Below are 12,980 nucleotides of genomic sequence, written 5' to 3'. Positions count from 1 at the left end.
ATACCCGAGAGTCAGTAAAACTCTCGGAGGTTGGATTCTAAATGACCAAATTTGACCCTCGGGAGCCCAAACTCTCGAGGGTTTTTTATTTGTATCTTAATTATTTAAAATCAACCTCTTGCACAGGGATACAGCAATGCAAACACAACGCCTACGAATAGCAATACAGAAAAAAGGCCGCCTAAGTAGAGAGAGCCAAGACCTACTGAAAAAGTGTGGGGTAAAATTTAATGTCATGGGTGAGCAACTTGTCGTTCACTCACTAAATATGCCAATCGATCTACTACTGGTTCGCGATGACGATATCCCGGGCTTGATTATGGATGGTGTAGTCGATCTCGGTTTTATCGGTGAAAATGAACTGGAAGAAGTTCGCCTAGACAGAAAAGCACTCGGTGAGCCAAATGATTTTGTCGCGCTGCGTCGTTTAGATTTTGGTGGCTGCCGTCTCTCTATTGCTATTAACAAAGATGAAACCTACAACGGTCCTCAAGATCTTGCGGGCAAGCGCATTGCTACCACTTACCCGCAATTACTAAAAGCTTATATGGATACCCAAGGGGTCGACTTTAGCACCTGTATGTTAACTGGCTCGGTTGAGGTTGCTCCTCGTGCGGGTCTAGCGGATGCCATTGCGGATCTTGTTTCGACGGGTGCGACACTGGAAGCGAACGGTCTTAAAGAAGCGGAAGTGATCTTCAAATCGAAAGCGACGCTGATTCAAAGAGTCGGTGAGTTTGATGCAGATAAAACCGCCTTGATTGAGAAACTATTGACTCGCATGCAAGGGGTTCAGCAAGCAAAAGAATCGAAATACATCATGTTGCACGCACCCGTGGCTCAACTTGAGCAGATTAAAGCGCTGCTTCCCGGTGCTGAAGACCCAACGGTTTTACCTCTTTCAACCGATAAAGAGCGTGTTGCGATCCACTTGGTTAGTACCGAAAACTTGTTCTGGGAAACCATGGAGCAACTGAAAGAGTTGGGCGCTAGCTCAATACTGGTACTACCGATTGAAAAAATGATGGGGTAAGTAAGATGAGAACCGTAGTTTGGCAATCTTTAAGTCAGTCTCAGCAAGAGTCTATCTTGGAGAGACCTGCTATCGCCGCTGGTGCCAATATTAGCGCTACCGTGGCTGCAGTGATCGATCAAGTAAAAACGGGTGGTGACCAAGCGTTACTCGACTTGACTGAGAAATTTGACCGAGTCCGTCCAGAGTCACTGCGTGTGTCAGATGCGGAAATTGAACAAGCGAGCGCTCGTCTTTCGGATAAGATGAAACAAGCCCTTGAACAAGCTTACGCCAACATTGCTAAGTTTCACAAAGCACAACGTCCGCAGCCACTTCAGGTCGAAACACAGCCGGGCGTTATGTGTGAACAGGTCACACGCCCAATCAATAAAGTGGGTTTATATATTCCCGGTGGCAGTGCGCCGCTGCCATCGACGGTATTGATGCTGGGTGTTCCGGCACAAATCGCCGGCTGTCGTAAAGTGGTACTGTGTTCACCCCCACCGATCGCCGATGAAATTCTGTATGTGGCGAAACTTTGCAATATTGATGAAGTGTATAATGTCGGCGGCGGTCAAGCGGTTGCCGCGATGGCTTACGGTACAGAGACGGTTTCTAAGGTCGATAAAATCTTCGGTCCAGGCAATGCCTATGTAACCGAAGCCAAACGTCAGGTGAGCAATGATTTCCGTGGCGCGGCGATTGATATGCCAGCGGGACCGTCAGAAGTGCTAGTGATTGCCAATGACAGTGCCGACCCAGATTTTATTGCTGCCGACCTATTGAGTCAGGCTGAACACGGTCCAGATTCTCAGGTGGTGTTAGTCACCCCGTCAGCGGTGATTGCAGACCAAGTTATGGATGCGGTTAATCGCCAATTAAAGCAACTATCTCGTGCTGATATTGCTGAGCAAGCTTTAGGCTCAAGCTTGATTATCATTGCAGAGTCTTTAACCCAGTGTATCTCAATCTCAAATTTCTATGGTCCTGAGCACCTGATTGTTCAAACTAAAAATCCAAGAGAACTGCTGCCGCTGCTCGATAACGCAGGGTCTATTTTCTTGGGTGATTGGTCTCCAGAGTCAGCGGGAGATTATGCGTCTGGTACTAACCACGTTCTACCGACTTACGGCTATACGCGTACCTATTCCAGCCTTGGCTTAGCAGACTTTTCTAAGCGTATGACAGTGCAAGAATTATCCGCAGAAGGGCTAAAGAACCTAGCGCCGACTGTCGTCACGATGGCGGAAGCTGAAGGCTTAGATGCCCATAAGCGAGCGGTGACGATTCGTGTCGAGAAGTTGCAAGGAGGCAAATAATGGAAAAGCTAGCTCGTCAACAAGTGCAAGCGTTAACGCCTTATCTGTCCGCTCGCCGTATCGGTGGCTCGGGTGATGTTTGGCTGAATGCGAACGAATCACCGTTCAATAATGAATATCAGCTGACATTGAATAACCTTAACCGCTATAGTGAATGTCAGCCAAAAGCGTTAATTGAAGCGTATTCCGCCTATGCAGGGGTTAAACCAGAGCAGACGCTGACATCACGCGGTGCGGATGAGGGCATTGAGCTTTTAATTCGCGCTTTCTGTGAGGCGGGGCAAGACAGTATTCTTTATTGTCCGCCGACTTATGGTATGTACTCGATCAGTGCTGAAACCATAGGTGTAGAGCGTAAAATTGTCCCGTTGACCTCAGATTGGCAATTAGATCTGCCAAACATCGAAGCCAACTTAGAGTCGGTTAAATTGGTGTTTGTATGCAGCCCAAATAATCCAACGGGTAACTTGGTTAAGCGCGAAGATATTTTAACTCTGCTTGAAATGACCAAAGACAAAGCCATTGTGGTGATGGATGAAGCTTACATTGACTTCTGCCCAGAGGCATCGACGGTGGATTTGTTGGCGCAATACCCCAATCTCGCGATTTTGCGCACCCTGTCTAAAGCCTTCGCTCTTGCTGGACTACGCTGTGGTTTTACCCTTGCCAATGAAGAGTTGATTAACGTACTGCTTAAGGTTATTGCGCCTTATCCGGTTCCTGTACCGGTGACAGAGATTGCCGTCCAAACGCTTTCTGAGCAAGGTTTAGTGCGAGCGAAGCAGCAAGTAGCTGAATTGAATCAGAACCGCGCCTATTTAGCACAAGGATTAGCGGCACTTGAGGGTGTAACGGTTTATCCAGGCTGGGGCAACTATATTCTGGTTCAGTTTATTGATGGTGACCAAGTATTTAAATCAGCATGGGATAACGGCATTATTTTGCGTAATTCTCCGATTGAAAATTGTGTACGCATTAGTGTGGGTAATCAGCAAGAGTGTGAGAAAACCCTCGCCTTTATCCAATCAGCACTAGAAGCCACAGCGGCATAGACGCTTACCATCAGAATATAAAAGGATGTAAAAAAGTGAGCAAGCAACAGAAGATTTTATTTATAGACCGTGATGGTACTTTGATTGTCGAGCCTCCTGTGGATTTTCAGGTTGACCGTTTAGACAAGCTCAAACTTGAGCCTTATGTCATTCCTTGTCTTTTGGCTCTACAAGAAGCGGGTTACCGTTTAGTGATGGTGACCAACCAAGATGGATTGGGCACAGACAGCTACCCACAAGCCGATTTTGACGCGCCACACGATATGATGATGGAGATTTTTCAATCTCAGGGTGTCCAGTTTGATGATGTGCTTATTTGCCCTCACTTCGAGGAAGATAACTGCACCTGCCGTAAACCGAAGCTAGGAATGGTCAAAGACTACTTACAGGGCGGCAAGGTGGACTTTACCTCATCGGTGGTGATTGGTGATCGTGCGACGGACTTGCAACTCGCAGAAAATATGGCGATTCGCGGTATTCAATACCATCCAGAAACCATGGGTTGGCGCGAGATCCTAAAAGACCTCACGGCAGTCAAAGCGCGCAGTGCGGAGGTGATTCGTACCACCAAAGAGACCGATATCCAAGTTTACGTCAATCTAGACCAAACCAGTGGTAACGAGATCGCAACCGGAATGGGCTTTTTTGACCATATGCTGGATCAAATCGCGACGCACGGCGGCTTCCAAATGAAACTCAAAGTGGATGGCGATCTGCACATTGACGATCACCACACCATTGAAGATACCGCATTAGCGCTAGGGCAAGCGCTTAAAGAGGCGCTAGGCGACAAACGTGGCATTGGTCGATTTGGTTTTAGTCTGCCGATGGATGAGTGTCTAGCGCAGTGTGGTCTTGACCTGTCGGGTCGTCCTTACCTTAAGTTTGACGCGGAGTTTTCCCGTGAGCAGGTTGGGGATTTATCGACCGAGATGGTGGTTCACTTCTTCCGCTCGCTGACCGACACCTTGGCGTGTACGCTGCACCTTTCTTCTAACGGCGATAATGATCACCACATCATTGAGAGCTTGTTTAAAGCCTTTGGTCGTACGCTGCGTCAAGCGATTAAAGTGGAAGGAACAGAACTGCCAAGCAGTAAAGGAGTATTGTAATGGCAAATCGTGAGCAAAAGGTGGTGATCATTGACACCGGCTGTGCCAACGTATCCTCAGTCAAGTTTGCGATTCAACGTCTTGGTTACGACGTCACTATTTCCAAACAGCCAGAGGTGGTGCTTGGGGCGGACAAGCTATTTTTACCCGGTGTCGGCACCGCCAGTGAAGCGATGAAAAACCTTGAACAGCGCAATCTGATTGACTTGGTTAAGCAGGTAGAAAAGCCGATGCTAGGCATCTGTTTAGGGATGCAACTGTTGGGCAAACTGTCCCAAGAAAAAGGTCAGAAAGCCAATGAGACGGTGGAGTGCCTTGGACTCTGTAATGGCGAAGTGAAGTTGCTCGAAACCGGTGATTTACCGCTGCCACACATGGGTTGGAATACCGTTGCAGCGCAAGCAAATCACCCGCTGTTTAAAGATATTGAAGCCGGCGAGTATTTCTACTTTGTGCATAGTTTTGCGATGCCAGTGGGCGATTACACCATTGCAGAGTGTGACTACGGTTCGCCATTCAGTGCTGCGATTCAAAGTGGTAACTACTATGGCGTGCAATTTCACCCAGAGCGCTCATCAAAGGCAGGTTCAAAGCTGATTCAAAACTTTTTAGAATTGGTTTAACTTAGAATTGGTTTAACGGTTAACAAGCGATTTATTACAAGCTCGAACATGGCAGTTTGAGTCAAAAGGAAAGTAGTGTGATTATTCCAGCATTAGATTTGATAGAAGGGCAAGTTGTCCGTCTATATCAAGGCGACTATGGTCAGGTAACTGAATATAAGGTTGATCCCGCCCAGCAGTTTAACCTTTATCACCAAGCAGGCGCGAACTGGCTCCACTTAGTGGATCTTACTGGCGCGAAAGATACCAGCGCGAGACAGCTAGACTTGATTGCTAAGCTACTCGCTAGCACCCCCGCGAATATTCAAATCGGTGGCGGTGTGCGCAGTGAGCAGGATGTGGTCGATCTGCTTGAAGCGGGCGCACAGCGTGTGGTTGTGGGTTCAACTGCCGTGAAACAGCCTGAGTTAGTTAAGGGTTGGATGGAAAAATACGGCGCTGAAAAGATTGTTTTAGCCTTGGATATTAATATCGACCCAGCGGGTGTCCGTAAGGTGGCGATTTCAGGTTGGCAAGAAGATTCCGGCGTGACGATTGAAGCATTGATTGATGACTATCTGACGGTTGGACTTAAGCATGTGTTGTGTACCGATATCTCACGCGATGGCACTTTAGCGGGCAGTAACGTTGAGCTATATCGTGATTTATGCCAGCAGTACCCACAAGTTCAGTTCCAATCATCGGGTGGTATCGGCAGCCTTGCAGATATTGAAGCCCTTAAAGGCAGCGGTGTGGCTGGCGTAATTGTGGGTCGCGCGCTGTTAGACGGCAAATTCACCGCAGAGGAGGCATTCCAATGTTGGCAAAGCGAATAATTCCATGTTTGGATGTCCGTGATGGGCAAGTGGTCAAAGGTGTTCAGTTCCGCAATCATGAAATTATCGGTGACATTGTGCCATTGGCTGCTCGTTATGCAGAAGAGGGCGCAGATGAGCTGGTGTTTTACGATATTACCGCTTCCAGTGATGGTCGAGTTGTCGATAAAAGCTGGGTAGCACGCGTAGCGGAAGTGATTGATATCCCTTTCTGTGTCGCTGGTGGCATTAAGTCCGCAGACGATGCGGCGCGTATTTTAGAGTTCGGTGCAGATAAAGTGTCCATCAACTCTCCAGCCTTGGCAAACCCAGAGCTGATCACCGATCTTGCTGATAAGTTTGGTGTGCAGTGTATCGTTGTCGGTATCGACTCCTATTTTGATAAAGAGACCGGTAAGTATCAGGTCTATCAGTTTACCGGCGACGAGGCACGCACGAAAGCGACGCAATGGGAAACACGTGATTGGGTACAAGAGGTCCAAAAACGCGGCGCGGGCGAAATTGTACTGAATATGATGAACCAAGATGGCGTCCGTAACGGCTACGATCTTGAACAACTGAATAGGGTGCGTGAGGTGTGTCATGTACCGCTTATCGCCTCTGGCGGTGCGGGTACTATGGCGCATTTTGCTGACGCATATAAATTGTCTAACGTCGATGGTGCGTTAGCCGCGTCAGTATTCCACAAACAGATCATCAATATTGGTGAACTCAAGCAGTATTTAAAACAACAAGACATAGAGATTCGACTATGAGCGATACAACAGCCGCGTTAATTGAACGCATCGACTGGGAAAAGGTCAGCGGTATGGTGCCAGCTATCATTCAAGACTTCCAATCAAGCCAAGTGCTAATGATGGGTTATATGAATGTAGCGGCGCTGGAAAAAACCTTAGATACCGAGCAGGTGACCTTTTATTCTCGCACTAAGTCTCGCTTATGGACTAAGGGAGAGACATCGGGCAACGTACTGCAACTCAAGAACATCTCTCTGGATTGTGACAACGATACCCTGTTGGTTAAAGTGAACCCTATCGGTCCCACTTGCCATCTGGGGACCACGACCTGTTTTGATGGAGACCCGCAAGAAGAGTCGCAAATGGTGTGGCTTCATCAGCTTGAGCAACTACTTGCCGCTAGAAAGGATGCAGATCCTGAATCTTCTTATACCGCCAGTCTCTATGCCCGTGGCACCAAGCGTATATCGCAGAAAGTGGGCGAAGAGGGGGTTGAAGTTGCGCTTGCGGCAACGTCGGGTGACAAGGCGGAGCTAGTGTGTGAATCGGCAGACCTTATCTATCATCTGTTGGTGTTGCTACAAGACCAAGGGTTGTCGATGGATGATGTTGTGAATAAGTTGAAGGAAAGGCATAAATAGGGTGCTAGGTGCGGTAAGGGGATTTTGTGGTGAGTGAGACGATCTATTTTGCTGGTGGGTGTTTGTGGGGAGTGCAGGAGTTTATGCGCCATCTTCCGGGGGTTGTTGAGACTCAAGCTGGGAGAGCCAATGGCACTAATCCGGATACTGCGGGTGAATACGATGGTTATGCTGAGTGTGTGAAGACAGAGTTTGATCCCAACCAAGTGACGGTTGAGCAGTTAATGGGGTATTTGTTTGAGATAATTGATCCCTATAGCGTCAACAAGCAGGGTCAAGATGTCGGTCTCAAGTATCGCACTGGCGTCTATTCTCGCGACGCAAAGCACTTACAGCAAGCGGCGGCTTTTATTCAATCTCGCCAAGATGCAGACAAAATCGTGGTGGAAGTGTTGCCATTAAGCCATTATGTGCCGAGTGATGATGAGCACCAAGATCGACTGACGCATTTCCCGAATGACTATTGCCATATTCCCATCGATCTATTGACTAAGTATCGGCAGCAAGCTTGATAAAGGGTTCAATAAGGCAACAATCGAAAAAGTTAAGGGGCTCGGTCTATTAAGGGCTCAGTCTATTAAGAGCTCAGTCTATTAAGAGCACGATATATTAAGGGGCACAATATAATGTGCCCCTTTTGTTTGATTTAACGGTTCCAGAAATAATGGATTAAATGCTGGAGTTGTACTGTTCACGCTTTGGACAGGTGCCGAGAATTTCCCGTCTGCCGGTCTCTTTGACTTCTTCCAGAATGACATCAAAGCCCCATAAGCGATAAAGGTGCTTCAATACCTGATCGTAGCCCTTATCTAATGGTATACGGTTATGAGGGACGTGCTGTAACGTCAGTGAGCGGTCACCTCTGACATCGACGTTAAATACTTGGATATTAGGTTCAAGGTTACTGAGGTTATATTGTGCCGCCAGTTTTTCTCTTATCTGTTTATAGCCCAGTTCATCATGAATCGCTGAAACCTCGATAAAATTCTTACGGTCATCATCCATAATGGAGAACAGTTTGAATTCGCGAATGATGGTTGGCGATAGGTATTGGCTAATAAAACTCTCGTCTTTGAAGTTATGCATCGCAAAATGCACCGCTTCCAACCAATCACTGCCGGCTAATTCAGGGAACCACTCTTTATCTTCGTCGGTGGGGTGTTCACAGATGCGCTTGATATCTCTAAACATGGCAAAGCCTAACGCATAAGGGTTAATGCCACTAAAATAGGGGCTATTATAGGCAGGTTGTGCCACGACGCTGGTATGGCTATGCAAGAACTCAAGAATAAACTTATCTGATACCAAACCTTCATCGTAAAGGTGATTGAGAATGGTGTAGTGCCAGAACGTTGCCCAGCCTTCATTCATAACCTGCGTCTGTTTTTGCGGATAGAAGTACTGACTTATCTTACGCACAATACGCACCATCTCTCGCTGCCAAGGCTCAAGTAGGGGGGCATTTTTTTCGATAAAATACAGAATGTTTTCCTGAGGTTCACTGGGAAAACGCACTTTTTGGTCTTCTTCTTTAGTTCGTGCTTTCGGCACGGTGCGCCATAATTCGTTCACTTGCGATTGCAGATAGGCTTCACGCTGTTCTTGTCGCGCCTTTTCTTCGTCTATGGAGATTTTTTCAGGACGCTTATAACGGTCAACGCCATAGTTCATCAGGGCATGACAGGAATCGAGGATCTTCTCGACCTCCTCTTCACCATATTTCTGCTCGCACTCGGCGATGTAGTTTTTGGCGAACAGCAGATAGTCGATAATAGAGTTGGCATCGGTCCAGGTCTGAAACAGATAATTGCCTTTAAAGAAGGAGTTGTGTCCATAGCAAGCATGAGCCATAACAAGGGCTTGCATGGTGATCGAATTCTCTTCCATTAAATAGGCAATACAGGGATCGGAGTTGATCACAATCTCATAGGCAAGCCCCATCTGCCCATGCTTGTACCCTTGTTCTGTTTGAATGAACTTTTTACCAAACGACCAGTGGTTGTAGTTAATCGGCATGCCGATACTGGAATAGGCATCCATCATCTGCTCAGAGGTGATGACCTCAATCTGATTCGGGTAAGTGTCGAGGCGATAATGCTCTGCGACACGTTTTATTTCCTTGTGATAGCGCTCGAGCATATCAAAGGTCCAATCGGGTCCATCAGGTAGTAGGGTGGATTTTGTTGTTGTGTCTACTGTCATCGTCGCGTCTCCCTATGCTGTCTCTTTATGGAACAGCTCCCTAAACACAGGGAATATGTCTTCCACTGAACGTATGTTCTTCATGGCGAAATTTTCAAACTGGCTTTCGATCTTTTCATACTCGTGCCATAAGGTCTGGTGAGTACGGCGAGTGATCTCAATATAGGAGTAGTACTGACACTGTGGCAGCAGTTTATTAACGAGCAAATCTTTACAGCGCGGTGAATCGTCCGCCCAGTTATCGCCATCTGACGCTTGTGCCGCGTAGATGTTCCACTCATTCACAGGGAAGCGTTCATCGACGATTTCTTGCATCAGTTTGAGTGCGCTCGATACGATGGTGCCGCCGGTTTCTTGGGAATAGAAGAACTCATGTTCATCCACTTCTTTGGCTTGGGTATGGTGACGGATAAACACCACCTCAACGTTTTCATAAGTGCGAGTCAAAAATAGGTAGAGCAGCACATAGAAACGTTTAGCGATATCTTTGGTTGCTTGATCCATCGAGCCAGAGACGTCCATCAAACAGAACATCACTGCTTGGCTAGACGGCACAGGACGTTTCTCGTAGTTTTTAAAACGCAGATCGAAAGTATCAATAAAAGGGACGCTGTCGATCTTTTTTCTCAGCTCACTGATCTCTTGCTTCAGCTGTTTCTCTTTAATCGGCTGAGCGGGTTCGTTGTCGAGTATTTGGTCGAGTTGCTCGGTTAATTCGTTCAGCATACGACGCTTACCCGCCGTCATTGCCGTTCGGCGTGCGAGCGACTGCTGCAATGAGCGAACGATGGCAATATTGGAGGGCATGCCTGCGGTCTGATAACCGGCTCTATGGGTCTTCCACTCTTTGATTTTATTAATCTGATTCTTTTTAAGATTCGGCAACGCGAGGTCTTCAAATAAAATATCGAGATATTCATCTTTAGAGATCTGAAAAATAAATTCGTCTTGCCCTTCACCGTCTGGGCTGGCTTCTCCCTCTCCGGAGCCACCACCTTGTCCTCCATTCGGTGGACGCTCAATTTTGTCGCCGCTGATAAACTGGTCGTTGCCAGGGTGGACGCGTTCGCGCACGCCACCTTGTCCTTGGTGGAAGATGGGTTCACTGATGTCTTTGTGTGGAATGGAGACATCTTCACCGCTCTCGGTATTGGTGATGGAGCGATGGTTGACTGCGTCGGTAACGGACTCTTTTATTTTTTGTTTATGGCGGCGAATAAATCGTTGTCTATTCACGGCACTCTTGTTCTTACCATTTAGGCGTCGGTCGATAAACTGTGCCATACGTCACTCCCTGTATCTTTATCAACAAGCAGCACCGGAAACTCCGGTGCTACCCCCACGGAGTTGGGTGTTGTTATGACGACTTTCTCACTCTTAAGTACCATTCCGATAGCAAGCGGACTTGTTTCTCGGTGTAGCCTTTCTCCATCATTCGCGCCACAAAGTCATCATGTTTGCGCTGATCGTCGGAGGACGTTTTCGCATTGAATGAGATAACAGGCAGCAACTCTTCGGTATTCGAGAACATCTTTTTCTCGATCACAGTGCGGAGTTTTTCATAACTGGTCCAGACGGGGTTTGAACCGTTATTATTGGCGCGTGCCCGCAGTACAAAGTTAACGATCTCGTTACGGAAGTCTTTTGGATTACTGATTCCAGCGGTTTTCTCGATTTTTTCCAGCTCTTCATTCAGAGAAGAACGGTCAAATAGCTGTCCAGTTTCTGGGTCACGGTATTCTTGATCTTGGATCCAGAAGTCGGCATAGGTGACATAGCGGTCGAAGATATTTTGACCATACTCAGAATAGGATTCTAGATAGGCAGTTTGAATTTCTTTACCAATAAACTCGACATATCTTGGCACTAGGAAGCCTTTCAAGAATTCGAGATATTTCTCACCCACTTCCTGCGGGAACTGCTCGCGTTCTATCTGCTGCTCGATGACATAGAATAGATGAACGGGGTTAGCGGCGACTTCGGATTGATCGAAGTTGAAGACTCGTGACAAGATCTTGAAAGCAAAACGAGTCGAAAGCCCAGACATGCCTTCGTCAACCCCAGCGTAATCACGGTACTCTTGATAGCTTTTGGCTTTAGGGTCGGTATCTTTCAATGTTTCACCATCGTAGACACGCATCTTAGAAAACAGCGATGAGTTTTCAGGATCTTTCAAGCGTGACAGTACACTGAATTGCGCCAGTAGTTGAAGGGTACTGGGTGAGCAAGGGGCTTTGGATAACTCACTGTGCTCAAGCAGTTTTTTGTAGATTCTGACTTCTTCTGAGACTCGTAAGCAGTACGGTACTTTAACGATGTAAACACGGTCTAAGAACGCTTCGTTATTTTTGTTGTTGCGGAAAGTTTGCCACTCGGACTCGTTTGAGTGCGCTAATATCATACCGTCAAAAGGCAGTGCGGAAAGCCCTTCTGTACCGTTGTAGTTGCCTTCTTGGGTTGCTGTCAGTAGTGGGTGAAGTACCTTGATAGGGGCTTTAAACATCTCGACGAACTCCATCACACCTTGGTTCGCTCGGCATAAAGCACCGGAGTAGCTGTAGGCATCAGGATCGTCTTGTGAGAAGTGTTCAAGCTGACGGATATCGACTTTACCCACCAGTGAAGAGATATCTTGGTTGTTTTCGTCACCGGGTTCGGTCTTGGCGATAGCGACTTGATCAAGAATCGACGGACGTACCTTCACCACCTTAAATTTGGTAATGTCGCCACCAAATTCGTGCAGACGTTTTGCTGCCCACGGTGACATGATTGAGCGCAGGTAACGTTTTTCAATGCCGTACTCGCTCTTCAGTACGTTACCATCTTCAGCCACATCAAATAGACAGAAAGGGTGGTCGTTCACTGGGCTGCGTTCTCCGTTTGCCGATAGTACATAGATCGGCATTTTTTGCATCAGCGCTTTGAGTTTTTCAGCCAGAGAGGACTTACCGCCACCGACGGGACCCAGTAGATAGAGGATCTGTTTACGCTCTTCCAAGCCTTGCGCAGCATGTTTGAGATAGGAGACGATCTGTTCAATCGCTTCCTCCATACCGTAAAAATCTTCAAAGGTTTTATAGCGAGAGATAATACGGTTAGAAAAAATGCGACTTAACTGTGGATCCTGGGCTGTGTCGATGATTTCTGGCTCACCGATAGCCAGCAATAAGCGTTCCGCTGCGTTGGCGTAGGCACTTTTGTCGTCTTTACAAAGCGTCAAAAATTCTTGGATTGATAGTTCTTCATCTTTTGCTGCTTCATAGCGCGATTGGTAATGATCGAAAATACTCATAGCTGACTCCCCTTAAACCTGCAAAGCTGACAATTAACAGATAGATCATGTATTTCCATGTCACTGTTAAGACTAGTAGGCTTTTACTAATTTCGCTTATCAATTATGTGTTTATTTGTAAGTGGTAGCCAAATTACGCCACTTTATTTCTGTGTTCTCACAATTAATACGA

12 protein-coding genes and 1 other annotated feature (1 of these 13 running past the window's edge) are annotated in these 12,980 nt (G+C 47.1%); of the genes, 9 read left to right on the top strand and 3 right to left on the bottom strand.

The genetic code is table 11. The features are described from left to right. Nucleotides 1-90 (top strand) — a sequence feature (His leader region) (it extends 44 nt beyond the left edge of the window). Between the two features lie 46 nt (nt 91-136). The 9 genes from hisG (at nt 137) to L9Q39_RS08930 (ending at nt 7,826) form a co-directional block, all read left to right on the top strand. Further along, a complete protein-coding gene (hisG, locus tag L9Q39_RS08970; protein ID WP_237484745.1) occupies nt 137-1,033 on the top strand; it encodes an ATP phosphoribosyltransferase in 897 nt (298 codons plus the stop codon). A gap of 5 nt (nt 1,034-1,038) precedes the next feature. Then, entirely contained in the window at nt 1,039-2,334 is a 1,296-nt protein-coding gene (hisD, locus tag L9Q39_RS08965) for a histidinol dehydrogenase (RefSeq protein ID WP_237484744.1), read from the top strand. Next, nucleotides 2,334-3,386 carry a histidinol-phosphate transaminase gene (hisC, locus tag L9Q39_RS08960; protein WP_237484743.1) on the top strand — a complete coding sequence of 351 codons (1,053 nt, stop codon included), beginning with the start codon at nt 2,334-2,336 and terminating at the stop codon, nt 3,384-3,386. Before hisD ends, hisC begins: the two co-directional genes overlap by 1 nt. A 35-nt stretch (nt 3,387-3,421) precedes the next feature. Beyond that, nucleotides 3,422-4,498: a bifunctional histidinol-phosphatase/imidazoleglycerol-phosphate dehydratase HisB gene (hisB, locus tag L9Q39_RS08955; RefSeq protein WP_237484742.1), complete on the top strand. Its 1,077-nt coding sequence runs from the start codon at nt 3,422-3,424 to the stop codon at nt 4,496-4,498. Continuing rightward, entirely contained in the window at nt 4,498-5,121 is a 624-nt protein-coding gene (hisH, locus tag L9Q39_RS08950; protein ID WP_237484741.1) for an imidazole glycerol phosphate synthase subunit HisH, read from the top strand. Before hisB ends, hisH begins: the two co-directional genes overlap by 1 nt. A gap of 77 nt (nt 5,122-5,198) precedes the next feature. Next, the gene (gene hisA, locus L9Q39_RS08945; RefSeq protein ID WP_237484740.1) at nt 5,199-5,936 is read left to right on the top strand and encodes a 1-(5-phosphoribosyl)-5-[(5-phosphoribosylamino)methylideneamino]imidazole-4-carboxamide isomerase; all 738 of its coding nucleotides are present in this window, start codon (nt 5,199-5,201) and stop codon (nt 5,934-5,936) included. Continuing rightward, the gene (gene hisF / locus L9Q39_RS08940) at nt 5,918-6,691 is read left to right on the top strand and encodes an imidazole glycerol phosphate synthase subunit HisF (protein WP_237484739.1); all 774 of its coding nucleotides are present in this window, start codon (nt 5,918-5,920) and stop codon (nt 6,689-6,691) included. Before hisA ends, hisF begins: the two co-directional genes overlap by 19 nt. Further along, a complete protein-coding gene (gene hisIE / locus L9Q39_RS08935; RefSeq protein WP_237484738.1) occupies nt 6,688-7,314 on the top strand; it encodes a bifunctional phosphoribosyl-AMP cyclohydrolase/phosphoribosyl-ATP diphosphatase HisIE in 627 nt (208 codons plus the stop codon). Before hisF ends, hisIE begins: the two co-directional genes overlap by 4 nt. Before the next feature lie 29 nt (nt 7,315-7,343). After that, a complete protein-coding gene (locus L9Q39_RS08930; RefSeq protein WP_290369140.1) occupies nt 7,344-7,826 on the top strand; it encodes a peptide-methionine (S)-S-oxide reductase in 483 nt (160 codons plus the stop codon). A 157-nt stretch (nt 7,827-7,983) separates the two neighbouring features. Here the strand turns inward: L9Q39_RS08930 and L9Q39_RS08925 are convergent, their stop codons facing one another. From L9Q39_RS08925 to L9Q39_RS08915, 3 genes are all read right to left on the bottom strand, one after another. Then, complete coding sequence (locus L9Q39_RS08925) at nt 7,984-9,516, bottom strand: SpoVR family protein (protein WP_237484737.1); 1,533 nt, start codon at nt 9,514-9,516, stop codon at nt 7,984-7,986. 12 nt (nt 9,517-9,528) lie between these two features. Continuing rightward, nucleotides 9,529-10,800 (bottom strand): YeaH/YhbH family protein, encoded by a 1,272-nt coding sequence (locus tag L9Q39_RS08920; protein WP_237484736.1) that lies wholly within the window; start codon nt 10,798-10,800, stop codon nt 9,529-9,531. A gap of 73 nt (nt 10,801-10,873) precedes the next feature. Next, nucleotides 10,874-12,808 (bottom strand): PrkA family serine protein kinase, encoded by a 1,935-nt coding sequence (locus L9Q39_RS08915; RefSeq protein WP_237484735.1) that lies wholly within the window; start codon nt 12,806-12,808, stop codon nt 10,874-10,876. Nucleotides 12,809-12,980 lie beyond the last annotated feature (172 nt).

It is taken from the genome of Vibrio hippocampi (assembly GCF_921292975.1).
GTDB lineage: Bacteria > Pseudomonadota > Gammaproteobacteria > Enterobacterales > Vibrionaceae > Vibrio > Vibrio hippocampi.
The sequence above is the reverse complement of the archived record's forward strand: the minus strand, read 5'-3'. Positions and strand labels throughout refer to the sequence as shown.

What these genes read in the sequence shown, in the direction of transcription:
- hisG (WP_237484745.1), top strand. Translation starts at nt 137, where the DNA reads ATGCAAACACAACGCCTACGAATAGCAATACAGAAAAAAGGCCGCCTA.
- hisD (WP_237484744.1), top strand. Translation starts at nt 1,039, where the DNA reads ATGAGAACCGTAGTTTGGCAATCTTTAAGTCAGTCTCAGCAAGAGTCT.
- hisC (WP_237484743.1), top strand. Translation starts at nt 2,334, where the DNA reads ATGGAAAAGCTAGCTCGTCAACAAGTGCAAGCGTTAACGCCTTATCTG.
- hisH (WP_237484741.1), top strand. Translation starts at nt 4,498, where the DNA reads ATGGCAAATCGTGAGCAAAAGGTGGTGATCATTGACACCGGCTGTGCC.
- hisF (WP_237484739.1), top strand. Translation starts at nt 5,918, where the DNA reads ATGTTGGCAAAGCGAATAATTCCATGTTTGGATGTCCGTGATGGGCAA.
- hisIE (WP_237484738.1), top strand. Translation starts at nt 6,688, where the DNA reads ATGAGCGATACAACAGCCGCGTTAATTGAACGCATCGACTGGGAAAAG.
- L9Q39_RS08925 (WP_237484737.1), bottom strand. Translation starts at nt 9,516, where the DNA reads ATGACAGTAGACACAACAACAAAATCCACCCTACTACCTGATGGACCC.
- L9Q39_RS08920 (WP_237484736.1), bottom strand. Translation starts at nt 10,800, where the DNA reads ATGGCACAGTTTATCGACCGACGCCTAAATGGTAAGAACAAGAGTGCC.
- L9Q39_RS08915 (WP_237484735.1), bottom strand. Translation starts at nt 12,808, where the DNA reads ATGAGTATTTTCGATCATTACCAATCGCGCTATGAAGCAGCAAAAGAT.